Origin of the sequence: Tenacibaculum finnmarkense (genome assembly GCF_900239185.1) — a bacterium.
Lineage (GTDB): Bacteria > Bacteroidota > Bacteroidia > Flavobacteriales > Flavobacteriaceae > Polaribacter > Polaribacter finnmarkensis.
Window position 1 is genome coordinate 129,529 of sequence record NZ_OENA01000023.1, and the last position, 23,661, is coordinate 153,189.

Annotated in this window: 22 protein-coding genes, 5 tRNA genes and 1 pseudogene; 7 read left to right on the plus strand and 21 right to left on the minus strand. The window is 32.5% G+C overall.

Annotation, left to right across the window (positions count from 1 at the left end; genetic code table 11):
- Nucleotides 1–31: 31 nt before the first annotated feature.
- The 17 genes from nusG to AQ1689_RS02895 all read right to left on the minus strand — a co-directional run bounded on the left by nusG (nucleotide 32) and on the right by AQ1689_RS02895 (nucleotide 10,279).
- Entirely contained in the window at nucleotides 32–580 is a 549-nt protein-coding gene (nusG, locus tag AQ1689_RS02815; RefSeq protein ID WP_101916002.1) for a transcription termination/antitermination protein NusG, read from the minus strand.
- 2 nt (nucleotides 581–582) lie between these two features.
- On the minus strand, nucleotides 583–774 hold the full coding sequence (secE, locus tag AQ1689_RS02820; RefSeq protein ID WP_058885600.1) for a preprotein translocase subunit SecE: 192 nt from the start codon (nucleotides 772–774) through the stop codon (nucleotides 583–585).
- Nucleotides 775–828: 54 nt separating this feature from the next.
- A tRNA-Trp gene (locus AQ1689_RS02825) sits at nucleotides 829–900 on the minus strand.
- Between the two features lie 62 nt (nucleotides 901–962).
- On the minus strand, nucleotides 963–2,150 hold the full coding sequence (gene tuf, locus AQ1689_RS02830) for an elongation factor Tu (protein WP_101915966.1): 1,188 nt from the start codon (nucleotides 2,148–2,150) through the stop codon (nucleotides 963–965).
- A gap of 76 nt (nucleotides 2,151–2,226) precedes the next feature.
- Nucleotides 2,227–2,299: transfer RNA gene (locus AQ1689_RS02835), tRNA-Thr, on the minus strand.
- Nucleotides 2,300–2,310: 11 nt separating this feature from the next.
- Nucleotides 2,311–2,383: transfer RNA gene (locus AQ1689_RS02840), tRNA-Gly, on the minus strand.
- Between the two features lie 70 nt (nucleotides 2,384–2,453).
- Nucleotides 2,454–2,536 (minus strand) — tRNA-Tyr (locus AQ1689_RS02845).
- A gap of 43 nt (nucleotides 2,537–2,579) precedes the next feature.
- Nucleotides 2,580–2,653: transfer RNA gene (locus tag AQ1689_RS02850), tRNA-Thr, on the minus strand.
- 112 nt (nucleotides 2,654–2,765) lie between these two features.
- The gene (locus AQ1689_RS02855) at nucleotides 2,766–3,074 is read right to left on the minus strand and encodes an HPF/RaiA family ribosome-associated protein (RefSeq protein ID WP_101955115.1); all 309 of its coding nucleotides are present in this window, start codon (nucleotides 3,072–3,074) and stop codon (nucleotides 2,766–2,768) included.
- A gap of 13 nt (nucleotides 3,075–3,087) precedes the next feature.
- Nucleotides 3,088–3,975 (minus strand): tyrosine-type recombinase/integrase, encoded by an 888-nt coding sequence (locus AQ1689_RS02860; RefSeq protein ID WP_101955116.1) that lies wholly within the window; start codon nucleotides 3,973–3,975, stop codon nucleotides 3,088–3,090.
- 118 nt (nucleotides 3,976–4,093) lie between these two features.
- Nucleotides 4,094–4,291 (minus strand): 30S ribosomal protein S21, encoded by a 198-nt coding sequence (rpsU, locus tag AQ1689_RS02865; protein WP_101955117.1) that lies wholly within the window; start codon nucleotides 4,289–4,291, stop codon nucleotides 4,094–4,096.
- A 224-nt stretch (nucleotides 4,292–4,515) separates the two neighbouring features.
- Nucleotides 4,516–5,682 carry an acyl-CoA dehydrogenase family protein gene (locus AQ1689_RS02870; RefSeq protein WP_101955118.1) on the minus strand — a complete coding sequence of 389 codons (1,167 nt, stop codon included), beginning with the start codon at nucleotides 5,680–5,682 and terminating at the stop codon, nucleotides 4,516–4,518.
- Between the two features lie 25 nt (nucleotides 5,683–5,707).
- Nucleotides 5,708–6,424: a helix-hairpin-helix domain-containing protein gene (locus AQ1689_RS02875; protein ID WP_101955119.1), complete on the minus strand. Its 717-nt coding sequence runs from the start codon at nucleotides 6,422–6,424 to the stop codon at nucleotides 5,708–5,710.
- A gap of 49 nt (nucleotides 6,425–6,473) precedes the next feature.
- On the minus strand, nucleotides 6,474–8,054 hold the full coding sequence (locus AQ1689_RS02880) for an alanine/glycine:cation symporter family protein (protein WP_101915962.1): 1,581 nt from the start codon (nucleotides 8,052–8,054) through the stop codon (nucleotides 6,474–6,476).
- Between the two features lie 85 nt (nucleotides 8,055–8,139).
- Nucleotides 8,140–9,039, minus strand: a complete 900-nt coding sequence (locus AQ1689_RS02885) for an SDR family oxidoreductase (protein WP_101916001.1) — start codon at nucleotides 9,037–9,039, stop codon at nucleotides 8,140–8,142.
- An 11-nt stretch (nucleotides 9,040–9,050) separates the two neighbouring features.
- Complete coding sequence (locus tag AQ1689_RS02890; protein ID WP_101915961.1) at nucleotides 9,051–10,055, minus strand: potassium channel family protein; 1,005 nt, start codon at nucleotides 10,053–10,055, stop codon at nucleotides 9,051–9,053.
- Nucleotides 10,052–10,279, minus strand: coding sequence for a hypothetical protein (locus AQ1689_RS02895; protein WP_058885608.1), 228 nt, complete (start codon nucleotides 10,277–10,279; stop codon nucleotides 10,052–10,054). The genes AQ1689_RS02890 and AQ1689_RS02895 overlap by 4 nt, the downstream gene beginning before the upstream one ends.
- A gap of 143 nt (nucleotides 10,280–10,422) precedes the next feature.
- Here AQ1689_RS02895 and uvrA point away from each other — a divergent pair, with 143 nt between their 5' ends.
- From uvrA to AQ1689_RS02925, 6 genes and pseudogenes are all read left to right on the plus strand, one after another.
- Nucleotides 10,423–13,251 (plus strand): excinuclease ABC subunit UvrA, encoded by a 2,829-nt coding sequence (gene uvrA / locus AQ1689_RS02900; RefSeq protein ID WP_101955120.1) that lies wholly within the window; start codon nucleotides 10,423–10,425, stop codon nucleotides 13,249–13,251.
- Between the two features lie 463 nt (nucleotides 13,252–13,714).
- A complete protein-coding gene (locus AQ1689_RS02905; protein ID WP_158508519.1) occupies nucleotides 13,715–13,891 on the plus strand; it encodes a hypothetical protein in 177 nt (58 codons plus the stop codon).
- Between the two features lie 142 nt (nucleotides 13,892–14,033).
- Entirely contained in the window at nucleotides 14,034–14,450 is a 417-nt protein-coding gene (locus AQ1689_RS02910; RefSeq protein ID WP_145993718.1) for a CPBP family intramembrane metalloprotease, read from the plus strand.
- Nucleotides 14,451–14,622: 172 nt separating this feature from the next.
- A pseudogene (locus AQ1689_RS02915) lies at nucleotides 14,623–14,930 on the plus strand (cysteine peptidase family C39 domain-containing protein); the annotation flags it as partial.
- A 178-nt stretch (nucleotides 14,931–15,108) separates the two neighbouring features.
- Entirely contained in the window at nucleotides 15,109–15,819 is a 711-nt protein-coding gene (locus tag AQ1689_RS02920) for an LOG family protein (protein WP_101915959.1), read from the plus strand.
- A gap of 483 nt (nucleotides 15,820–16,302) precedes the next feature.
- On the plus strand, nucleotides 16,303–18,756 hold the full coding sequence (locus tag AQ1689_RS02925; protein ID WP_101955122.1) for an alpha-ketoacid dehydrogenase subunit alpha/beta: 2,454 nt from the start codon (nucleotides 16,303–16,305) through the stop codon (nucleotides 18,754–18,756).
- Between the two features lie 78 nt (nucleotides 18,757–18,834).
- Here AQ1689_RS02925 and AQ1689_RS02930 read toward each other — a convergent pair whose 3' ends face one another.
- From AQ1689_RS02930 to AQ1689_RS02945, 4 genes are all read right to left on the minus strand, one after another.
- Nucleotides 18,835–19,569, minus strand: a complete 735-nt coding sequence (locus AQ1689_RS02930) for an SH3 domain-containing protein (RefSeq protein ID WP_101955123.1) — start codon at nucleotides 19,567–19,569, stop codon at nucleotides 18,835–18,837.
- A 134-nt stretch (nucleotides 19,570–19,703) separates the two neighbouring features.
- Nucleotides 19,704–20,462, minus strand: coding sequence for a phosphoribosyltransferase family protein (locus AQ1689_RS02935; protein ID WP_101955124.1), 759 nt, complete (start codon nucleotides 20,460–20,462; stop codon nucleotides 19,704–19,706).
- 9 nt (nucleotides 20,463–20,471) lie between these two features.
- On the minus strand, nucleotides 20,472–21,944 hold the full coding sequence (locus AQ1689_RS02940; protein WP_101955125.1) for a nicotinate phosphoribosyltransferase: 1,473 nt from the start codon (nucleotides 21,942–21,944) through the stop codon (nucleotides 20,472–20,474).
- Nucleotides 21,945–22,054: 110 nt separating this feature from the next.
- A complete protein-coding gene (locus AQ1689_RS02945; RefSeq protein ID WP_101955126.1) occupies nucleotides 22,055–22,735 on the minus strand; it encodes an NUDIX hydrolase in 681 nt (226 codons plus the stop codon).
- 278 nt (nucleotides 22,736–23,013) lie between these two features.
- Here AQ1689_RS02945 and AQ1689_RS02950 point away from each other — a divergent pair, with 278 nt between their 5' ends.
- A complete protein-coding gene (locus tag AQ1689_RS02950) occupies nucleotides 23,014–23,643 on the plus strand; it encodes an NAD(P)H-dependent oxidoreductase (protein ID WP_101955127.1) in 630 nt (209 codons plus the stop codon).
- Nucleotides 23,644–23,661 lie beyond the last annotated feature (18 nt).

Here is a 23,661-nt window from a genome sequence, read left to right on the forward strand (position 1 = left end):
CTTTAAACACATCTAAATATAGGTGTAACGATTATATTTTTTCTACTTGCATATAGTTTAATTCTAATGGAGTTTTTCTTCCGAAAATTTTAACCATTACTTCTAACTTACGCTTTTCCTCATTAACTTTTTCAACAATACCGTCAAAACCATTAAAAGGACCATCAATTACCTTCACTGTTTCACCAGCATTAAAAGGAATTGCAATATTTTCATCTTTTACAGAAAGTTCATCAACTTTTCCTAACATCCTGTTTACCTCTGATTTACGCATCGGTACTGGTTCACCACCTTTTGTTTCACCTAAAAAACCAATAACGCCTGTTACTGATTTTATCACGTGAGGTACTTCACCGGCTAAATTAGCCTCTACCATTACATATCCAGGAAAATAAACTCTTTCTCTGTTAACTTTCTTTCCGTTTCTTACTTGAATAACTTTTTCTGTAGGAACGATAACTTTACTTACAAAATCAGACAAACCAAAACGAGCGATTTCTGTCTCAATATAAGTTTTAACCTTATTCTCTTGACCACCAACAGCTCTTACCACATACCACTTCATTACTGAGTCAGCCATCATTAAAACATTTTAAAGAAATTATCTAATCCTGTTTGAAAAACTTTATCTACTCCTGCTACGACTAAAGCAAAAACGATTGTAAACGCCGCAACAATTACAGTAGACTTTTGTGCTTCTTCACGAGAAGCCCATGTCATATTTGTATTTAATTCTTCAAAAGAACCTTTGATGTATTGTATAAAGTTATTCATTTTGTTATCCTTTTAGCGAGTTACAATTTATCATTATAACTCGCTTTAATTATGCACGGACGGAGAGATTCGAACTCCCGACAGCTGGTTTTGGAGACCAGTGCTCTACCGCTGAACTACGTCCGTATTTTATTTTAAAAGGAGTCTCTCATTTAAGAGACTCCTTTTTTATAATATAAACTAATAAATTAGTCTAAAATTTCAGTAACCTGACCTGCACCTACTGTTCTACCACCTTCACGGATAGCAAACTGTAAACCTAAGTTTAATGCAATTGGCTGGATTAATTCAACTGTAATAGTTAAGTTATCACCAGGCATAACCATTTCTACACCTTCAGGCAAGAAAATATTTCCTGTTACATCAGTAGTACGTACGTAAAACTGAGGGCGATAGTTATTATGGAATGGAGTGTGACGTCCACCTTCTTCTTTTTTCAATACATACACCTCAGCCTTAAACTTAGCGTGTGGAGTTACAGAACCTGGCTTACAGATTACCATTCCTCTTTTAATATCTTCTTTAGCAATACCTCTTAATAAGATACCTGCATTATCTCCAGCCTCACCTCTATCTAAGATTTGACGGAACATTTCAATACCAGTAACTGTAGAAGTTAACTTCTCAGTACCCATACCAATAATATCTACAGACTCACCAGAATTGATGATTCCTGTTTCAATACGACCAGTTGCAACAGTACCACGACCAGTAATAGAGAATACATCTTCAATAGGCATTAAGAAAGGCTTTTCAGTCTCTCTTAAAGGCTCTTCAATCCAAGCATCAACAGCAGCCATTAATTCTAAAACAGTATTAACCCATTTTTCTTCACCATTTAAAGCTCCTAAAGCTGAACCTGAAACTACAGGACCATTATCTCCATCGTACTCATAGAAAGATAATAATTCTCTTACTTCCATTTCTACTAACTCAAGTAACTCCTCATCATCAACCATGTCAACTTTATTCAAGAAAACAACCATACGAGGAATACCTACTTGACGACCTAATAAGATGTGCTCACGTGTTTGTGGCATAGGACCATCAGTTGCAGCTACTACTAAAATAGCTCCATCCATTTGAGCAGCACCAGTTACCATGTTCTTTACGTAATCCGCGTGACCTGGACAGTCTACGTGAGCGTAATGACGGTTTTCTGTTGCATATTCAACGTGAGAAGAGTTAATTGTAATACCTCTTTCTTTTTCTTCTGGTGCATTATCGATTTGATCAAAATCTCTAGCTTCAGAGAATCCTGCATCAGCTAATACTTTTGTGATAGCAGCAGTTAATGTAGTTTTACCGTGATCTACGTGACCAATAGTTCCAACGTTTAAGTGGGGCTTCGAACGATCGTAAGTTTCTTTTGCCATGATATTAATTTTAATTCTTTAGTTAAATATATTTAGTGTTACTTTAAATCTTTTTTCAAAAAAACTCTAAAAAAAGAGCCAATGATCGGATTTGAACCGATGACCTCATCCCTACCAAGGATGCGCTCTACCAACTGAGCTACACCGGCGTGGACAATAGAGCGAAAGACCAGGTTCGAACTGGCGACATTCAGCTTGGAAGGCTGACGCTCTACCAACTGAGCTACTTTCGCGTATTTTTAAAACCTTTCATCAATAATCAAAAGTTGAAGCTTAACTATTGACTAATCAGTTTTAAAAAAGTGGGGAGAGCAGGATTCGAACCTGCGAAGTCGTAAAACAACGGAGTTACAGTCCGTCCCAGTTGGCCGCTTTGGTATCTCCCCTATTTTTTTGGTACTTAATAAATAATGAACTTTTGTTTTATTGAGCCGATGGAGGGACTCGAACCCACGACCTGCTGATTACAAATCAGCTGCTCTAGCCAGCTGAGCTACATCGGCTTTTTAATTGTCAATAAAAACAATCCGCTATTTCTAACGGATTGCAAATGTATAAAGTAATTTCTATATTTTAAAACTTTTTTCAAGTTATTTTTAAAAAACTTTTATTTTTTTATTCAACTAACGTGCTTCTTTGCTTCTCTTTTGACTTTTTTAAGCTTCTTTTTAAAGAGTCAATGGCAATGTTTACGCCTTCTTCAAAGGTTTTGGTTTGTTTTTTAACCATAAACTCATCGCCTGATATGTTTATTTTGATCTCCGTGATTTTATTTTCCTTCTCGCTAGCTTTTTGTACTTTTAAATATACTTCTGCATCAACTATTTTATCATGGAACTTTTCTAAACCTTCAATTTTCTTTTCAATATAATCGATTAAACTTTTATCTGCTGTAAAGTTTACTGACTGTGTGAATACTTTCATAATTTTCCAATCTTTATTTTGACTCTCTAGGATGAGCCTTATTATACACTTTTTTTATTTGCTCCAAGCTACTATGCGTATATACTTGGGTCGAGGCTAAACTTGAATGTCCTAGTAATTCTTTAACCGAATTTAACGACGCACCGTTATTTAATAGGTGTGTAGCAAAAGCATGCCTTAATATATGTGGGCTTTTTTTTGCTTTCGTAGACACTTTACTAAAGTACACATTTATTATTCGGTACACAAGTTTTTCGTAAATTTTAGCACCTCTTTCAGTTATCAAAAGTGCTTCTTCCCCTGCTACCTCGTACGTTTTCTTTAAAATTAAATACTCCTTTAACGTTTTTAGTACTGTTGAAAGCAGCATTACATAGCGTTCTTTATTTCTTTTACCTAGTACTTTTATGGCTTGTTTGCTAAAATCAATGTCTTTTTCTTTAATATTAATCATTTCAATTCGCCTCATTCCTGTAGAATAGAGCAACTCCACAATTAATTTATTCCGTACCAATTCAAAATTATCAGGTTCACTTAAAAGCGCAATTACTTCTTGTATTTCATCAACATCAAAAGGTGTTTGTATTTTTTTTTGAACTTTTAATGCTTTGTGTTTTGCCATTGGATTGTTTTCAATGGCGGCTATTTTTTGCAAAAAAGTATAAAATGTTTTTAAAGAACTCATTTTTCGATTTACACTTCTGTTTGATATTTGAGCATCAATAAGTGAAACGATCCAGGTTCTTATTTGATTGTAATGAATAGTTGCCAAATCTTCTTGGTCAAATTCGGTGATGCAAAAATCTTTAAAACCAAGTAAATCTATCCGATAGGCATTAATCGTGTTTTTTGAATAGTTTTTTTCGTGTTCTAGGTAGTCTAAGAAAGCCGTTAGTAGCATAAAGCCTATTTTAATATTTTGATGCTGCTATTCTAACAGCTTTTGAAAAATAAAAGTACAAAAAAAAACCTGCATTGAAATTAATCAATACAGGTTTCTGTAAATTAATAAACTATTTCTAGCTTACTTCTTCTTTAGTTCTTAGTCCTTGAACGTAAGACGCTTTCTTCATTTGAGCACGTTTAACAACAGACGGTTTATTGAACTGTTTTTTATCACGTAGTTGTCTTAAGATTTTTACATCTCTAAACTTTCGTTTGTAACGTTTTAACGCTCTATCGATATTCTCTCCATCTTTAATTGGAATAATTAACATATATTAGCACCTCCCTTCATTGTAGTCTCTAAATTTTTATTTTTAGGACTGCAAATGTACTGAGTCTTATTTTAATCTACAATTATTTTTATACTTATTTTAAAGTTGGTCACCGCATTAGCGATTGAAACGGCATCCTTTTTTATTTTTTATAAAAAAGATATAGTGGAAAGCGCGACCTGCAAGGGAATGCCCAAAACATCTTTCTTATAGTAATTCAACAATTAAGTTGCCGGCTTATACTCTTTTTTGTCAATAATCATTTTAGCGATAATCTCTTTTAGAATTTCTGAAGTTCCACCACCAATAGGACCTAAACGGCTATCGCGCAACAAACGTGCCAACGGATATTCTTCCATATACCCATAACCACCCAATAATTGCAAGGCATCATAAATTACTTCATCCGCCATTTTGGTAGATAGCATTTTACTCATACTCGCCTCTTTTACTACGTAAACGCCATCGTTGAGTCTTTTTGTAATCGAATAGTTATATTCTCGACACATATCAACTTTTGATGCCATTTCTGCCACCTTATGACGCAGCGCCTGAAACTTGTCTAAGGTTTTACCAAAGGCCTCTCTTTCGCTCATGTATTTCAACACATAATCAACCGCATATTCGGCTCTTGCATGGGCGTTAATTGCCATAATTAAACGCTCTAAGGCGAAATGTTGCATAATATAAGGAAACCCTTTTCCTTCTTCTCCCATTAAATTTTTAGCAGGAATAACTACATTATCAAACGCAATTTCTGCGGTATCAGATGCTCTCCATCCTAGTTTATCTAACTTGGTTGCTGATATTCCTGGGGTATCTCTATCAACAATAAAAATACTCATTCCTTTATGTTTTTCCTGCGGATTTGTTTTAGCAGCAACCACCAAATAATCTGAATATATTCCGTTGGTAATAAATGTTTTTGAACCGTTAATTACATAGGTATCGTCTTTTTTAACAGCCGTGGTGCGCATTCCTGCAACATCGCTTCCGCCAAAAGGTTCTGAAATACATAGACAGCCAATTTTATCGCCGTTAATACTTGGTGTTAAATAGTCTTTTTTTATACGAGCGTCTCCTTCTTTATTTAAATGTGTCATTGCCAAGTAAGCGTGTGCCCACATTGCAGCGGCAAAACCTCCTGAGTTTACTTTCTGTAATTCTTCTAAAAAAATTACGGTATAAAAAAGATCTAGCCCTAAACCGCCATGTTCTTCTGGCTGATTTAATCCGAAATAACCCATTTCACCAAATTTCTTCCAAATAAAACGTTCTACAGCTCCATTTTTTTCCCATTTATTTATATGAGGAACTACTTCTTTTTGTAAAAAGCTTTTAAAACTTTCACGAAAAGATTCGTGCTCTTCAGTAAAGTACATATTGTTCATAATTGTATATGCGTTTATTGTTTGTTTATTCTGCTTTCAAATATAAAACTATTCTATCATATTTATCAATTGGAAATTCAGCGATGTTTTTTATTTCTGATATATCTTGAAGTTCTGCAACTTCTTCTCGGTATTCCATAATTTTTTTACAAAGCTGGTAATTAATATGAGGGATTTTTAATATTTGTTTAAATGAAGCAGTATTTATATTGATTTTAACGATTCGTTTTGCTGTTTTTGATGCAGCTTTCTCTGAAAAATTTACAGTAGAAAAATCAGAATAATTTGAAGTGCGTCTTTTTTTTGCTGCGTCTTTTTTGCGTTTTAGTACCCAATCTGGGAATTTAAAATACGGCGAAATTTTACCGAGTAAACTATCTGATACTTTTGTTATTTGTTGAAATTCTTTTGCTGAATTCACAAATTTACCTTGTTTTCTGTACGCGTGTAATTTATCAATTTCTAGCAGACTCATACCTAATTTACTTCCTTTAAAATCGGTAATATAATTGGGATTAAAAGGGTATGTTTTTGGTTTTTTAGCTGCTAAAGCGATTGTTTTTAAACTGTCTATTTTTTGTTGAAAAACACGTATTTCTGTTGAAGTTGTAGCTATTTTTTTATCCGAAGAAAAAGCAATGTAAAAATAAATAACCTGAAGGATAAAAAGAATAAGGCATAAAAAGAAAATCCCATTTCTTTGGCGTTTGTGATACCAGAAATGGGATTTAAATAATTTCATTTTTATATTTTTTTAGCTGTAATAAAAACGCTTTAAAATCTTATAAATTCTATAAATTTTTTGCCTTAATAGCATCTAAATAAATGGTTAATTCTTCTTTTACCTTTGGATATAAGAAAAACAATCCAATTACGTTTGGTACTGCCATGGCAAAAATCATTGCATCAGAAAAATCTGTTACCGCTCCTAAACTTGCTGCTGAACCAATAATTACAAATAAACAGAATAAGATTTTATACGCATAATCTGCTGCTTTTGAACGACCAAATAAGAACATCCAACCTTGTAATCCGTAGTAAGACCATGATAACATCGTTGAAAAAGCGAACAATACTACTGCCATTGTTAATACGTAAGGAAACCAAGGAATTACCGAAGCAAATGCTTTTGAGGTTGCCAAAACACCATCTGGAGATTTTGTTCCGTAGGTCATAATACTTCCGTCGCCATTGGTAATAATAATTACTAAAGCAGTCATGGTACACACCACTACAGTATCAATAAAAGGCTCTAATAAAGCCACTAAACCTTCTGATGCTGGATATTTTGTTCTTACTGCTGAATGGGCAATTGCCGCCGACCCAACTCCTGCTTCATTTGAAAATGCTGCTCTTTGAAAACCAATAATTAACACTCCTAATATACCTCCTGAAATTCCTTTTGCATTAAAAGCGCCATCCCAAATTTGACCGAAAGCGTTTCCTATTAACGAAAACTTAGCAACTAAAATAATCACGGCTGCTAACACATAAATCCCTACCATAAAAGGTACGATTTTTTCTGTAATATTTCCAATTCTTTTAATTCCTCCAATAATTACAACCCCTACTAATATAGACATTACAACACCGAATGTTAAAGCAGTTGATAAATCATTTGAACCAATCATACTACCAAATTGCTGAGCTGCTTGGTTTGCTTGAAACATGTTTCCTCCTCCAAAAGAACCACCAACAACCATAATAGCAAAAAGAACGGCTAATATTTTACCTAAAGTACTTTTACCTACATCGGCTAATCCTTTTCGTAAATAATACATCGGTCCACCGTAAATGGTACCATCTTCGCCTACATCTCTATATTTTACCCCTAAAGTACACTCTACAAATTTTGATGACATCCCTATTAAACCTGCAACAACCATCCAAAAAGTTGCTCCTGGTCCTCCTAATGATAACGCCACCGCTACCCCTGCAATATTTCCTAAACCAACAGTTCCTGAAAGTGCTGCTGTTAACGCCTGAAAGTGAGAAACCTCACCGTCTGTACCTTCTACTCTAATAGTTTCAATCGCATCACCTCCTGGTGTTAGATCTCCCGCCATAACATCAGTAGTTACATGGTCAATTTCGTCATATTTTCCGCTAACAATATTTATAGAGGTTGGAAATAATCGAATATTTACAAATTTAAATAGTATTGTAAAAATCAACCCTGCCATTAATAACATGATTATTACTAGTGGCATTTTTACACCGCCACCCAATTCTATCGAGTAAAAAACAAAACCACCCCAAGTATCAGCAACAGGCTTAAATCCTTCATTTATCTTTTCGGCTAAACCTTTTTCTTGTGCGAACGTGAACATCGGTATTATTAATAATAACAACGTAAGAAGTCTTTTATTCATATAAATATGTTTGTTTTTAGTTTGTAATTCGCAATATCATAAAAAATTGTACTTTCAACAAGTTTTTGTGCGTTAAATATACTCTTTAAGTTAGTTTTTCTTTAAATTTCTGTAAATTTTCTTGGAATGATTTTGGATAAAACTGCAATACTTCAGTGGTCTTTTTTAGGTTAAAACCTGTTTTAGGGGGTCTTGTTGCCGCCTGCTGTAATTCACTTGTTTTTATAGGCTTAATTAAGCTTTTATCTAACTGAAAAACTACTGCTATTTGCTGGGCTATTTCATAAATACTCAACAATGTGTTTGATGAAATATTAAAAATCCCTGTGGCTTTTTTATCGAGTGCTAATTTACAGGCAAGTGCCAAATCATCTACATAGGTTGGCATGCGGTATTGATCATCGACAATGGTAATTTCTTTTTTATCTTCTAATGATTTTTTTACCCAAAGCACAATATTACTTCGCGACATATCAAAAACTTTTCCATACACTAAAACAGTTCTAAGAATGGTGTAATCTATGTTTGATTGGGTTAAAATTCGCTCTGCTTTTAATTTTGATTTCCCATAATAATTAACAGGATTTGGCGCATCAGTTTCTTTATAAAAGCCTTTTTTACCGTCAAATATAAAATCGGTAGATATGTGAATTAAATGTGTGTTATTAGCTGATGAAAAAAATTTCAAAGTATCAACGACATCAATATTTAAAAGATCGCAGGCTGTTTTATTGGTTTCACAAGCATCAACGTTTGTCATTGCAGCGGTATTTATAATAACATCTGGTTGATATTCTTCTAAATTTTTTAATAGGTTTTTTTTATCTGTAATATCAATAGAACTATATTCAAAATCGGTTCTTCCGCTTCTATTTTTTCCTTTCGAAAAACCAATTACTTGATATTTTTGTGGTTCTTCTAATAATAAATTAACCAAACTTTGCCCTAACAATCCATTACTTCCTGTAATAACTACTTTTTTCATTTTATTTTTCATTAAAATAACTCCCTTAACTTAATAATTTGCTCAGGACGACCTAATACAATTAAACTTCCCCCAGCTTTAAGACTCAAAGAAGCTTCAGGATTAATAATATACTCCTTATTCTTTCTGCGATATCCGATAACGGTACAGCCTGTTTTTTTTCGTATATCTAAATCTAAAATTGTTCTATTTAAATATTCTGTAGGCAGGTTATCAATCTGTATTTCTTCCAAATTAGCCGTCGTATCGCCTTCTATAGTTAACCGATCTACAAATTCAATAACATCAGGAGTTACCACTAATGACGCCATGTGTGCACCGCCTAATTTATCGGGCATAATTACATTATCGGCCCCTGCAATTTTAAGTTTACTGCAAGATGATTCTTCCGAAGCTCTGCTAATTATTTTACATTTTTTATTTAACTGACTAGCGGTTAATACCACAAATAAATTGTCGGCATCTGAAGGTAAAACGGTTATTAAATAATCGGCATTTAAAATCCCTGCCTTTAGCAATGCTTCATCGGTAGTAGCATCGCCTTGAATATTTAAAATTTCATGTTCGTCTAATTCTTTAATAATATCGTCATACTTTTCAACAACTACTAATTTCTGATTGTAGCTATGTAATTTTGAAATGGCTTGTTTTCCGTTCCTTCCATACCCACAAACAATGGTATGCCCTTTTAACTTTTCAATTTTTTTTTGCACTTTTTTTGTTTTTAATTGATCAAAAAATTGCCCACTTATTAAATATTCTGAAAATAGCGAAACGGCATATCCGAAGGTAAATAAACTTGATACTATTAAACCGATCGTAAATATTTTTTCGCCAGTTCCGAACGGATGAACTTCACCAAAACCAATAGTGGTAATGGTAATTATAGTCATGTATAAAGCATCAATAAAAGAATACTCAAATAGCCACATATACCCGACTATTCCTATTAGTAAAATAAGTAACGAGAATAAAACCGCCTTATATAATTTTGATTTAAAGAGGCTCTTTATCATAAATCAAAAACAGAGGTTCGTTTGGTGTAAATCATATCTTTTAATCGCAATAAAAAAGCGAGCGTTAAATACACGCCAAACGATAAACCGATGGTTACAAATGATATGTAAATAAAAAATAACCGCACATTGGTGGCACGCATTCCTAATTTATCGGCAAAGCGAGAAGATACCGCAAAACCATGGCGTTCAAAAAAATGACGCACCGCATGAATGAGTTTCATATTAACTTGTTTTAACTGCAAGATACCAATTTACAGCCATTTGTTTATAACATCGGCTTTAAAATAAATTTGGTTTCTGTAACTTTGCTTCTTTGGTTTAAATTAGTGTTTAATTTGGGCTTAATTTAGTAAAAACAGCACTTTTGAAAAAACAAGAATATATTGAAGTTTACGGAGCTAGGGTTCACAACTTAAAAAACATTGACGTTAAAATTCCTCGTGAAAAACTCGTGGTTATTACCGGGCTAAGCGGTAGCGGGAAATCATCGCTTGCTTTTGATACTATTTATGCCGAAGGACAGCGCCGATATATTGAAACTTTTTCGGCATATGCACGTCAGTTTTTAGGCGGATTAGAACGCCCCGATGTTGATAAAATTGATGGTTTATCGCCCGTAATTGCTATCGAGCAAAAAACCACGAATAAAAGCCCGCGCTCAACAGTAGGAACAATTACAGAAATTTATGATTTTTTACGATTGTTATTTTCTCGTGCCTCGGATGCTTACTCGTATAACACAAATCAGCAAATGGTCCGTTATTCTGACCAGCAAATAAAAGAATTAATTTTAAAAGATTTTAACGAAAAACGTATTGCTGTTTTAGCGCCTTTAATCCGAAGTAGAAAAGGACATTATCGCGAGCTTTTTGAGCAAATTGCCAAGCAAGGTTTTGTTAGAGTTCGTGTAGATGGTCAAATAAAAGAGCTTGAAAAAGGCATGAAACTTGACCGCTACAAAAACCACGATATTGAAGTGGTTATTGATCGGTTGGTGGTTAATGAAAAATCAGAAAAACGCCTAGAAGAGACTATTAAAACTGCTTTATATGCAGGTGATAATATTTTAATGGTAATTGATGTTGATGCTGATGATAAACCTCGTTATTTTAGTCGGGAATTAATGTGCCCATCCACAGGGATTGCCTACCCGAACCCCGAACCAAATTCATTTTCTTTTAACTCCCCAAAAGGAGCCTGCTTGAAGTGTAACGGCTTAGGAATTACCGATCAAATTAACATAAAAAAATTAATTCCTGATGATAAAATATCGATTAAAAGTGGTGGAATTATTCCGTTAGGAACTCAAAAAAGCAGTTGGATTTTTAAACAAATCCAAACCATTGCCGACAGGCATAATTTTAAATTGACCGATCCAATAAATAAAATTCCAGCAACAGCGATCGACATTATTTTACATGGAGGTAATGAAAAATTCGAAATTAATTCGAAAGAACTTGGCGTTACCAGAAATTATGAAATTGATTTTGAAGGAATTATTGCTTTTATAGAAAATCAATATAAAAATGCCGAAAGTGCGACTATAAAACGCTGGGCAAAAGATTTTATGGATGAAGTTACTTGCTCAGATTGCGAGGGAAAAAGATTAAAAAAAGAAGCGCTTCATTTTAAGGTTACTGATAAAAACATCAGCGATTTAGCACAAATGGATATTACCGAGCTTGCGCTTTGGTTTGAAAATATTGAAGATGATTTATCAGAAAAACAACGCCTAATTGCTTCTGAAATAATCAAAGAAATTCGCACAAGAATTCAGTTTTTATTAGATGTTGGCTTGGATTATTTAACCTTAGATAGAACCTCAAAATCATTATCGGGTGGTGAAGCGCAACGGATTCGCTTGGCGACTCAAATTGGGTCGCAATTGGTGGGTGTTTTGTATATTTTAGATGAACCAAGTATCGGTTTACATCAACGAGATAACGAAAAATTGATGAAATCGCTTATAAAACTTCGTGATATTGGAAACTCTGTTTTAGTGGTCGAACATGATAAAGATATGATTGAACAGGCCGATTTTGTACTAGATATTGGCGCAGGAGCAGGAATTTACGGTGGCGAAATTGTAAGCCAAGGAACTTTTGAAGATTTAAAAAAACAGGCTACTTTAACGGCTGATTATTTAACAGGGAAAAAGAAAATTGCCATCCCAAAAGAGCGCCGAAAAGGCAACGGAAACTTTATTAAACTTTCGGGAGCATCAGGAAATAACCTAAAAAATGTTACGGTAAAATTTCCTTTAGGACAAATGATTTGCGTTACCGGAGTTTCTGGTAGTGGAAAATCGACCTTAATTAATGAAACTTTATATCCTATTTTAAATGCACATATTTATAATGGCGTAAAAAAACCAATGCCCTACAAAAAAATTGAAGGCTTAGCACATATTGATAAAATAATTGCCATCGACCAATCGCCAATTGGTAGAACGCCACGTTCAAACCCCGCAACTTATACAGCAACGTTTACCGAAATTAGAAGTTTATTTGCCAAAACTCCCGAAGCATTAATTAGAGGTTACAAACCTGGGCGTTTTAGTTTTAATGTAAAAGGCGGGCGTTGTGAAACCTGTCAAGGTGGTGGTGTTCGGGTTATTGAAATGAATTTTTTACCCGATGTTCAGGTGGAATGTGAAACTTGTCAAGGGAAGCGTTTTAATAGAGAAACTTTAGAAATTCGCTATAAAGGAAAGTCAATTTCTGATGTTTTAAATATGACCATCGATCAAGCAACTGATTTTTTTGAGTTGATCCCTAAAATACATCGAAAATTAAAAACCATTAAAGATGTCGGCTTAGGATATATCACTTTAGGGCAGCAATCGACCACGCTTTCTGGTGGTGAGGCGCAGCGTATTAAATTGGCTTCCGAATTATCAAAAAGAGATACAGGAAACACCTTTTATATTTTAGATGAACCTACCACGGGCTTGCATTTTGAAGATATTCGGGTGTTAATGAATGTTTTAAATAAACTTACTGATAAAGGAAATACGGTGTTAATTATTGAGCATAATATGGATGTTATCAAGCTTGCCGATACTATTATTGACATCGGTATGGAAGGTGGTAAAAATGGTGGCGAAGTGTTAACTATTGGTTCTCCTGAAGAAGTTTCCAAACATAAAACGAGTTATACCGCGAAGTTTTTGAAAAAGGAATTACAGTTATAAAGAGATAAACGTCATGCTGAATTTATTTCAGCATCGCATCAAAAGGAGAACTTCGGCAAATCAGGATGCGAACCTGAAACAACACGATATTTCTTACAAGCTAATTTATTCGTTGCAAGTTAATTGCAGTGAACACGGTTGTATTTGTGGTATCAAAACAAACAATTTAATAGGTGCACATATATAATTTGGGTTGATACCGATTGTAATTAATTACAAAATACAATCAAAAAAAGAAATAGTAATTTATAAAAATGTAATTTTATAAAAAATTTAAATGATTTTGGGGTTTTAGAAATAAGTAAATCTGAGCAACAGATAATTGATGGAGGAGGATGGATTTCTGAAGCTTGGGAGGTACTAAAAGAAATCGACAAAGGATGGGATGATTTCAAAGATAGATTGGGTAATGGTTGGGATTCTTATGGAGACTGTGCTTGTTAAATATTTAAAATTATAAAAAATGAAAAATTTAGATTTTTGTAAAGAGTTAAGTTCAGTAGAATTAGTTGAGATAAATGGAGGTGGTTTAGTAGAGGATATCGGTTACGCAGCTCATGCAGTTAGTGATGGTATATGTACTGCTGGTAGATGGGTTGCAGATAGGGCATCTGATGCTTGGGATTGGTGTTGTAACTAAAAACAAAAGGCTCTTTTGTTATAATAACAAAAGAGCCTTTCTTCTAATTTATAAATTATGTTTTCTTTTAAAGATAAAAATATTCAGTTTGATTTTATTTATTTATTTATTTATATTTGTTTTTACTTTCAACATGTTAATTTTGAAAATTATTAATCATATATATAAAAAACCTTTTATAGATGAAGATGATTTTTCAAAATTAACTATTGGCATTTTTGTAACATATGTTTTTTTGATTCCTTTAATAGAAGAGTTGTGTTTTAGAGGTGTTTTAAGTTTATCAAAAAAAATATTTTTTGTATCGCTTGTAGCGATTTTAATTGTTCTTTTATGTTTTTTTAAGTTCAATTTTATTTCATTATCAATTATTAGTTTAATAATTATTTTAGGTATTCTAACTTTAGTTAATAATGATTTAATTTTCCGAATTAAACGTTTCGTTGATGAAAATATTATTATTGTAATAATAATAACTGCTATATTGTTTTCTATTGCTCATCTTAAAAATTATACCAAAATTTACTGGAGGTCTTTATTTAGGGTATATTGCTTATAAATATGGAATATCTAGGTCGTATATTCTTCATGGAATAAATAATTTAATTCCTTTTATTATTATTCTAATTGTAAAATATTTTAGGTTTTGATTATTTAAACTAGAAAAAACTCTTCCCTGCAAATAAATTGCAGTAAACAAAGCTTTCTTTGTCGTTCTTAAATTGAAAAGAATGGCAAAAATTACTATAAAACAACACGATATTACCGATTGCGGGGCAGCATGTTTAGCATCTATTTCGGCACATTATAACTTACAACTTCCTATTGCACGTATTGCCAATATGCAGGTACTGATAAAAAAGGAACGAATGTATTAGGCTTAATAGAAGCATCAGAAAAATTAGGTTTTGAAGCAAAAGGTGTCCGTGGTGAATTAGATAGTTTGTTTAAAATACCAAAACCAGCCATAGCACATATAATCGTTAAAGAACAATTACACCATTATGTCGTTATTTACGAAGTAACCAAAGAGTACATAAGAAACTTCCTTTGCGTATTTCTCTATCAAAAAATAGTTTTAAGTTAAAAAATAAATTCTTTTTTAAAAAAAATCATTTTTTTCTTGCTATTCTCATTAAAAAAAGTACATTAGTAAGCTTGCTGAAAAAGTAATTTTAGCAGTGTTACTTAGTACATAAATTATAAAAAACGAGAATATGAGCCCGAATGATGATAGAAAAATACAAGAAAAATTACAACCAAAAACTTGGAACGAAATAAAAACAAACGACTCTTGGGCCATTTTTAAAATTATGGCGGAATTTGTTGAAGGTTATGAAAAATTAAGTAAAATAGGCCCATGTGTATCTATATTTGGTTCAGCCAGAACAAAACCAGAAGATAAATACTACAAACTAGCCGAAGAAGTTGCTTATAAATTAACTCAAAATGGTTTTGGAGTAATTACTGGTGGAGGTCCAGGAATTATGGAAGCTGGTAATAAAGGCGCACATCGAGGTAAAGGAGTTTCGGTAGGTTTAAATATTGAATTACCTTTCGAACAGCACGACAATCCTTGGATTGACCAAGGAAAAAGTTTAGATTTCGATTACTTTTTTGTTCGTAAAGTAATGTTCGTAAAATACTCACAAGGTTTTGTGGTAATGCCTGGTGGTTTTGGTACTATGGATGAATTATTTGAAGCAATTACCTTAATTCAAACTAAAAAAATTGGACGTTTTCCGATTGTTTTAGTTGGTAAAAAATTCTGGGGTGGTTTATTAGATTGGATCAAAAACACCTTAATTGAAGAAGGAAATATTAGCGAAAAAGACCTAAATTTATTTAGAGTTGTCGATACTGCCGATGAAGCGATTGATCACTTAAATAAATTTTATGCGAAACATCAATTAAAACCAAATTTCTAAAAATACCAAAAGCTCGTTGTACTAAAATTCAACGAGCTTCTTCTTCTTCTTCTTCTTCTTCTTCTTCTTCTTCTTCTTCTTCTTCTTCTTCTTCTTATTATTATTATTATTATTAGAACCTGTTTAAGTTTCATCTAAAAAAAAATATAACAGAAAAATAAGGAATTGAATCCGTCAAACTGTTTAGTTCAGTTTCACATCCTGATTTTCCGTAGCTATTCACTTTATGCGATGCTGAAATAAATTCAGCAGGACGTTTATTTGCCTTGAAACAACAAAACAAGTCTATCTTATAAAAATCAGATTTGTAACAACAATGAGTATTCATCGAATTTACAACTTTATAAGAAGATTTTACTTACATATAATTCAATAAATTAGCTATTTATTCGTAATAATTTAAAGAATAGTCAATAAATGCGTAAATTTTTAAATTTAGACTAAAAAAGCTATCTTTGTAACCAGACCAAAAAATAGATAATTATGACGCAAAAAACCGAAATAGCCAGTACAAAACAACTTTCTTTTGAAGATTTTAAAAACGATGTTTTAAACGATTATCGAATTGCACGCTTGAGTAGAGAATGTAGTTTGTTAGGGCGTAGAGAAGTTTTGACAGGTAAAGCAAAATTCGGAATTTTTGGTGATGGTAAAGAAGTGCCTCAATTGGCAATGGCTAAGGCGTTTAAAAATGGTGATTTCAGATCAGGATATTACCGTGATCAAACCTTTATGATGGCGATTAACGAACTAACTCCGCAACAATTTTTTGCAGGTTTATACGGGCATAATAGCATCGAGGTTGAGCCAATGTCGGCAGGTAGACAAATGGGGGGGCATTTTGCTACACATTCGTTAGATGAAAACGGAAAATGGAAAAACTTAACCGCTCAAAAAAATTCGTCATCAGATATTTCACCAACCGCAGGACAAATGCCTCGTTTATTAGGTTTGGCGCAGGCTTCTAAAATTTATCGAAATGTAAAAGGTTTAGAACATTTTACTGATTTTTCTGATAAAGGAAACGAAGTTGCTTGGGGAACTATCGGAAATGCAAGTACTTCAGAAGGCTTATTTTTTGAAACAATTAATGCTGCCGGTGTTTTACAAGTGCCGATGGTAATGAATGTTTGGGATGATGAATACGGTATTTCAGTACATGCAAAATATCAAACAACCAAAGAAAGTATTTCTGAAATTTTAAAAGGATTTCAAAAAGAAAACGATACCAATGGTTATGAAATTTTTGTGGTAAACGGTTGGGATTATGTACAGTTAATTGACATCTATAATAAAGCAGGAAAAATTGCTAGAGAACAGCATATTCCTGTATTAATTCATGTAAAAGAATTAACACAGCCTCAAGGACATTCAACTTCAGGGTCGCATGAGCGTTATAAATCGACAGAAAGATTGCAGTGGGAACAAGATTTTGACTGTATTTCTCAAATGCGAAAATGGATTTTAGAATTTGAATTAAAAGATGAAAATGGGGCTATTTTAAAATTTGTTAATTCTGAAGAAGAGTTAATGGATATCGAAAAACAAGCTAAAAAACAAGTAAGCAAAGCAAAACGTGATGCTTGGAGCGCTTATACAAACGAAATAAAAGCGGAAGTTGCCATGGCGGTTTCTTTATTAGAAACTGTTGCTGAAAAAAGTAACAATGGCTCTTTTATTACCAAATATAAAAATGATTTAGCAAGTGTTGTTGAACCAATTAGAAAAGATATTTTAGTTGCAACGCGTAAAAGTTTGCGTTATTTAAAAGACGAAGATTTTGCCGAAAAGAAAATACTTCAAAAATTTATTAAAGATGCTATTGATAATGCGGCTGTTAAGTTTTCGTCACATTTACTAAGCGAAACCACTTTTTCTCCTGAAAAAATAGCCGCGGAAGCGCCTAAATATGCCGCTAAAGAAAACCTAGTAGATGCGCGTCTTATTATGCGTGATAATTTTGATGCTATTTTCAAAAAATATCCTGAAGCCTTAATTTTTGGTGAAGATGCTGGTTATATTGGTGATGTAAATCAAGGTTTAGAAGGTTTACAGGAAAAATATGGCGAGCTAAGAGTTTCAGACACAGGAATTCGTGAAGCTACTATTTTAGGACAAGGTATTGGAATGGCAATGCGTGGTTTACGCCCAATTGCTGAAATTCAATATTTAGATTACCTATTATATGCCTTACAAATTATGAGTGACGATTTGGCAACACTTCGTTACCGTACTTTTGGAAAGCAAAAAGCGCCGTTAATTATTAGAACTCGTGGGCATCGTTTAGAAGGAATTTGGCATTCAGGTTCTCCAATGGGTGGAATTATAAATAATATTCGTGGAATTCACGTTTTAGTGCCTAGGAACATGACCAAAGCAGCTGGTTTTTACAATACTTTATTACAAGGTGATGACCCAGCTTTAGTGATCGAATGTTTAAATGGCTACCGATTAAAAGAAGAATTACCTATTAATTTAGGTGATTTTAAAACGCCAATCGGTGTGGTGGAAACCATTAAAGAAGGAACTGATATGACGGTAATTTCTTACGGTTCTACCTTGCGAATTGTAGAAGAAGCGGCAAAAGAATTAGCTCAAGTTGGTATTGATATCGAAATTATTGATGCCCAAAGTTTACTTCCTTTTGATATCAATCATGACACGGTAAAATCGGTAGCAAAAACAAATCGTTTGTTAGTAGTTGATGAAGATTTACCTGGTGGAGCATCGGCGTATTTATTACAAGAAATTGTAGAAAATCAAAATGGATATAAACATTTAGATAGCAAGCCACAAACCTTAACAGCAAAGGCACACAGACCTGCTTACGGTACCGATGGTGATTATTTTTCAAAACCATCTGCTGAAGATATTTTTGAAAAAATATATGCTATTATGAATGAAGCAAATCCTAGTAAATATAAGAGTTTATATTAAATTTTTTCTTTTAAGAAACAAAAAAGATGTAACATATAAATGTTACATCTTTTTTTATTTATAGATGCTACTAATTAATTATTCCGAAACCTCTATATTATTATCTATCTTTTGATTTTTAGCTTTGTAATCCTCTATTTTTCCTTGTAACACCGCTATAAGACTTGATGATGAAAAATCAGCATTATTAGTAATTTTCTCTAATGCTTTTATTTTATCGGTCATTGATCCTGAAGCTATTGCTAGTCCTGCAAATTTAGCAACAGCAACATCTACTGAAGCTTCAGATAAATTTCCTGATTTAATCCACCCTTCTTCAATATACTGTCCTTCTGCTCTTTTACCTTTAACATGCATCCAATCATCTTGCGTTTTTAAAACAGCAATAATATCCATTGCACTATATTTTTTATTCGTTTTAGTTAATAAATCAGGTCTTTTATAAACATTTGCTTCTTTAAGTAATGTTGAAACCTTACCATTAACAGCTAAAAAAGTTGCTCTAGTCCAACCTTCTTTTCCATCAATTAATCTTACCTTGTAGTATAATTTTTTAGAAACAGAATCAGTCACTTCCTCCCCTGTAAATTCAATTTTTTCCCCTAAACTCATCGAGGTAATCCATTTACCTTTTGATTTAGGAGTAACTCTTACTGAAAGCTTTTCTAGCAAACAAACAGCAGGTGTTAAAACTTCTTTTTTTTGCGATTCCACAATTGTTTCTCCATTTTGAGAATTCGTTGTTTCCTTATCATTTTTACAACTTAATAAAACAAAAGCTGCCGAAATTACAGTAATAAATATTTTTTTCATAATAATAATTTATAACAAATATATACTCTTTATTACTCATTTTGAAGCTTAAAACATTTTAGTTGATTTTTCTGATGTCATTATTTTTTCTACTACTTCTTTTTTGACTCTTTTTTAAGTATTTTATTTTCCCTTTAAACCACTTTAAACTGCGTTACAAAATCATCAGAAATATCTTTATAGCTATTCGTACAATAAATATGATTGATATTTTCTTTTAACTCATCAAAACCATAATTAAACTGTCCGTGTGTTACGTATAAAAAAACTTTAGTAGCACCTTGATTTTTCAATTCTTTGGCTAAAAAATTAAACGTTCTTCCGCCATCGGCTAAATCATCCACAATTAAACATTCTTTATTTTGAACAGCTCCTTGAATTGTTATTTTTGGAACTCCCGCTATTCGTACTTTATTTGACGGAATTAAATCTGCTTTTAATTTTTCTGCTATTTCGTGTGTTGTTTTATATGCTCCTGCATCTGGGCTTATCAATACGGGGTTTCCAATAGCATTATATGCTTTTTTTACAAACTCATAGTTTTTTAATTCTACAGAATTATCAATCAACGCTAAACTTATTGAACTGTGCGGATGTAAAATTTCCACTTTATCAAAACCTATTGAATTTATAAAATTAGCAATTACTTTTAAATCAAAAGATTCTTTTTCATTAAATCGTCTGTCAGAACGCTGCCCTATCAAACAATACATCGTTAGTATCGCTGTGGCTGTTTTATGTAAACGATTCTCGGCATCCCAAGCTTCTTTTATCGATGCAATACGGAATAAATCTTCATAAGTATTTCCTCTTATTTTAACATGTAAATTTCCTTTTTCAAGGATTTTAGCAGTTACCTGCCCGTCATTAAATTTCTTTATTTCGTAGTTCATAACTTATTTTTAAACTAAAACAGTACTATTTATATTTTGATTGATGCCTTCTCTAACCTCATTTAAGGTTACAGTATTGTAAAATTTTCCATCTTGATAAATTTCTTTTAATTCTCCTTCATTTTCTTCAGCTACTGAAACTTGATCTATCAAACTATACTCTCCGTTTTCTATAACAACTTTAACTAAACCTTTTGCTGATTTTTTAATACCATCATCCGTAATCGGATCTTTAAATATTTCTCTTCTTTCGCCATTAACAACAACCGAAGTCGCTTTCATAGCAAAACCAAAAGTATCTCTAGTATTATATTGATAGGTAAACGACCCGATTCCTAACACAATATTTGTCGAAGCAAAACCTTTATCGTGTAATTGTTTACAAATTTCTTCGGCGCTGTCCGTGGTGATGCTATCGCCATAAATAGCGCCAATATGAGTATCTAATACTTTAAAACCTTGTGCATTTACACTTCCTCCAAAAATATCCCATAACAATTCTACTACGCCTTTTTCTTGTGGAGTACTTCCGTTTAATGCGGTATTTTCACCACAAATTATAGCAACAGGATCTCCGCTATCTGGTCGAATTACTAATTTCCCATCTCTACTTAAAATTTCTGATTTTAAAATTGGTAAATACGTTGTTAATACTTTCCATAAATCCCAAGTATCGCTTACTACGGATAAAATTCCTGTCGGATATATTTTCATTAACTCTCTAAAAGTTCCTATTTCATCATCTTTTGTTCCTGCACACATCACCGAATGTTCCGTAGCATTTACCGATCCGATAACAAAACCTGTTGCTTTATAATATTTTCTCAAACTACTAATTACTGGCAAAGTATCCGACCCTAAAAAAACACTTGCATGTCCCATTCCTGATAATACGGCACTTTGTAAACCTCCCATTCCTCTCATTGAAAAATCGTGTCCTTGAAAATCGATAAATCCTATATTTTCTGTATCAGTTAAAGTTGCCCATTTTTTAAAAATTCGTTTATATCGTAACGCAATTGAAGCAGAAGTCATCGGTTGCCACAACATGGTTGATAAAATGGTTTCTAAAAAATTCGTTACCCAATAAAACTCTTTTACCGTATTTACAACCGTTAACATCGGCACTCTTACGGGTATTTCTACGCCTTCTTTTATTGATTTTACTTTGATGGGTAAATATTGTAAATCATGTAGTTTTTCATAATGAGAAACATCATAATCCGTTCCTAAATATAAAGAAAGTTCTTCTTTTATTTCTTGACAAATTACATCTTTTGGCTTGCTAAAAAAGTTTGCTTCAAAATAATTATGTAACCAAGTAATTACATATTGTTGTCCAAAGGAAACTACTTTTTCACATCCTTTTGGCGCATATTTATTACTTCTTGGTGTCCAATTAGAATAGACTTCTTCTGTTCCTTTTGGATATTGTTGGTGATGCCCTGTTTTGTAACCGTCCGTTAATAATAATCCGTTCATAGCCTACATTTTTAGCGTTAATTTGCGTAATTATGACACAAATATATTTCATATTTTTATATCTCGCAATTAATTTGCGTAAAAATAACGCTAACTATGTTTTTAACTGTTTAAATATCGAAAATTATTCCTTCTTTTTTTAGTTGAAAAAATCTTTTTTCATTAAATTGGAACAGTTTTGCTGGTCTTCCTGAGCCTTTTGATGTTTTTTCATCTAATTCATCTAAAATATTCAAATTCATTATTTTTTTTCGAAAATTACGTCTATCAACCGCTCTTCCTAAAAGTGTTGCGTAGAGTTTTTCTAAATCTGAAAAAGGAAATTTACTTTCTAATAATTCAAAACCAATCGGTTCATAGGTGATTTTTGCTTGTAAACGATTTATTGCTTTATCTAAAATATCTTGATGATCGAAAGATAATTCTGGTAATTTATCAATAGAAAACCATTGGGCTTGCTCAGCATCAGTACTGGCTTTTAGTTTAAAACAATTTGGTTTTACAAGCCCAAAATAAGCAACCGTTACTACTCTTTTTCGGGGATCTCTTTCTGGTTGACCAAAAGTATATAACTGCTCTAAATAATTAATTTTAACACCTGTTTCTTCTAATAATTCTCTTTCAACAGCGGTTTCTAACGATTCGTCAGCAAGTATAAAACCCCCTGGAATTGCCCATTTCCCTTTAAAAGGTTCGTATTTTCTTTTTATCAATAATATAGAAATATTCCCCGCTTCATAGCCAAAAACTACGGCATCTACAGCTAATTTTATTTCTTGTTTTAGTATCATTATTATTAGGTGTTATTTGTACGCAAAAGTACATTATTTCGATAATAAATGATTTAACTATTAATCTGTTTAAATTTTAAAAAAGTATTTTTAAAAACAGATAAACGTTAATAAATTCAGGTTGACGGATTCGGTTTTTTAGCTATAAAATGTTTTTAAATAAAATTAAAAAACAACTATAAATATTAAATAAATTAAGTCATCAATTTTTATAATAATCAAACCTTAATTTGTATTAAAAGCAATTGTATTTTTGCCTGATAAATAAATTCAACAAAATGAATAGTATAGAAAATTTAAAATGGCGATATGCTGTTAAAAAATTTGACGAAAATAAAACACTTTCAAACACACAAATAACAACCTTAAAAGAGGCTTTTAATTTAACGGCAACTTCTTTCGGATTACAGCCTCTTAAAATGCTGGTTATTCAAAATAAAGAAATCCAAGAAAAATTAGTAGCCCATTCTTGGAATCAGCCACAAATAGCACAAGCTTCTCATGTATTGGTTTTATGTATTCCTAAAAAATATGAGGTATCGGAAGTGGAGGCTTATTTTTCATTGGTAAAAAAAGTAAGAAATACGCCTGATGAAATTTTAGCGCCGTTTAAAAAAATGCTAACAGATACTATTAGTAGTAAAACTCAAGAAGAATTAACCATTTGGAATAAAAATCAAGCCTATATTGCCTTAGGAAATTTAATGACCGTTGCGGCAAACCAGCAAATAGATTCTTGCCCAATGGAAGGTTTTATCCCTAAAAAATACGATGAAATTTTAGGTTTAGACAAACATAATTTAACATCAGTATTAGTATTACCTGTTGGTTTTAGAGCCGAAGATGATTATATGAAAGATCTAAAAAAAGTGCGTAAAAACACTGCCGAAGTTATTATCGAAATGTAATTTTATCGGTATAAGTTA

Bases quoted from the DNA above. Each gene is read 5' to 3' on its own strand.
- nusG (WP_101916002.1), bottom strand. From the start codon at position 580: ATGGCTGACTCAGTAATGAAGTGGTATGTGGTAAGAGCTGTTGGTGGT.
- secE (WP_058885600.1), bottom strand. From the start codon at position 774: ATGAATAACTTTATACAATACATCAAAGGTTCTTTTGAAGAATTAAAT.
- tuf (WP_101915966.1), bottom strand. From the start codon at position 2,150: ATGGCAAAAGAAACTTACGATCGTTCGAAGCCCCACTTAAACGTTGGA.
- AQ1689_RS02855 (WP_101955115.1), bottom strand. From the start codon at position 3,074: ATGAAAGTATTCACACAGTCAGTAAACTTTACAGCAGATAAAAGTTTA.
- AQ1689_RS02860 (WP_101955116.1), bottom strand. From the start codon at position 3,975: ATGCTACTAACGGCTTTCTTAGACTACCTAGAACACGAAAAAAACTAT.
- rpsU (WP_101955117.1), bottom strand. From the start codon at position 4,291: ATGTTAATTATTCCAATTAAAGATGGAGAGAATATCGATAGAGCGTTA.
- AQ1689_RS02870 (WP_101955118.1), bottom strand. From the start codon at position 5,682: ATGAACAATATGTACTTTACTGAAGAGCACGAATCTTTTCGTGAAAGT.
- AQ1689_RS02875 (WP_101955119.1), bottom strand. From the start codon at position 6,424: ATGAAATTATTTAAATCCCATTTCTGGTATCACAAACGCCAAAGAAAT.
- AQ1689_RS02880 (WP_101915962.1), bottom strand. From the start codon at position 8,054: ATGAATAAAAGACTTCTTACGTTGTTATTATTAATAATACCGATGTTC.
- AQ1689_RS02885 (WP_101916001.1), bottom strand. From the start codon at position 9,039: ATGAAAAAAGTAGTTATTACAGGAAGTAATGGATTGTTAGGGCAAAGT.
- AQ1689_RS02890 (WP_101915961.1), bottom strand. From the start codon at position 10,055: ATGATAAAGAGCCTCTTTAAATCAAAATTATATAAGGCGGTTTTATTC.
- AQ1689_RS02895 (WP_058885608.1), bottom strand. From the start codon at position 10,279: ATGAAACTCATTCATGCGGTGCGTCATTTTTTTGAACGCCATGGTTTT.
- AQ1689_RS02905 (WP_158508519.1), top strand. From the start codon at position 13,715: ATGAAAAATTTAGATTTTTGTAAAGAGTTAAGTTCAGTAGAATTAGTT.
- AQ1689_RS02920 (WP_101915959.1), top strand. From the start codon at position 15,109: ATGAGCCCGAATGATGATAGAAAAATACAAGAAAAATTACAACCAAAA.
- AQ1689_RS02925 (WP_101955122.1), top strand. From the start codon at position 16,303: ATGACGCAAAAAACCGAAATAGCCAGTACAAAACAACTTTCTTTTGAA.
- AQ1689_RS02930 (WP_101955123.1), bottom strand. From the start codon at position 19,569: ATGAAAAAAATATTTATTACTGTAATTTCGGCAGCTTTTGTTTTATTA.
- AQ1689_RS02935 (WP_101955124.1), bottom strand. From the start codon at position 20,462: ATGAACTACGAAATAAAGAAATTTAATGACGGGCAGGTAACTGCTAAA.
- AQ1689_RS02940 (WP_101955125.1), bottom strand. From the start codon at position 21,944: ATGAACGGATTATTATTAACGGACGGTTACAAAACAGGGCATCACCAA.
- AQ1689_RS02945 (WP_101955126.1), bottom strand. From the start codon at position 22,735: ATGATACTAAAACAAGAAATAAAATTAGCTGTAGATGCCGTAGTTTTT.
- AQ1689_RS02950 (WP_101955127.1), top strand. From the start codon at position 23,014: ATGAATAGTATAGAAAATTTAAAATGGCGATATGCTGTTAAAAAATTT.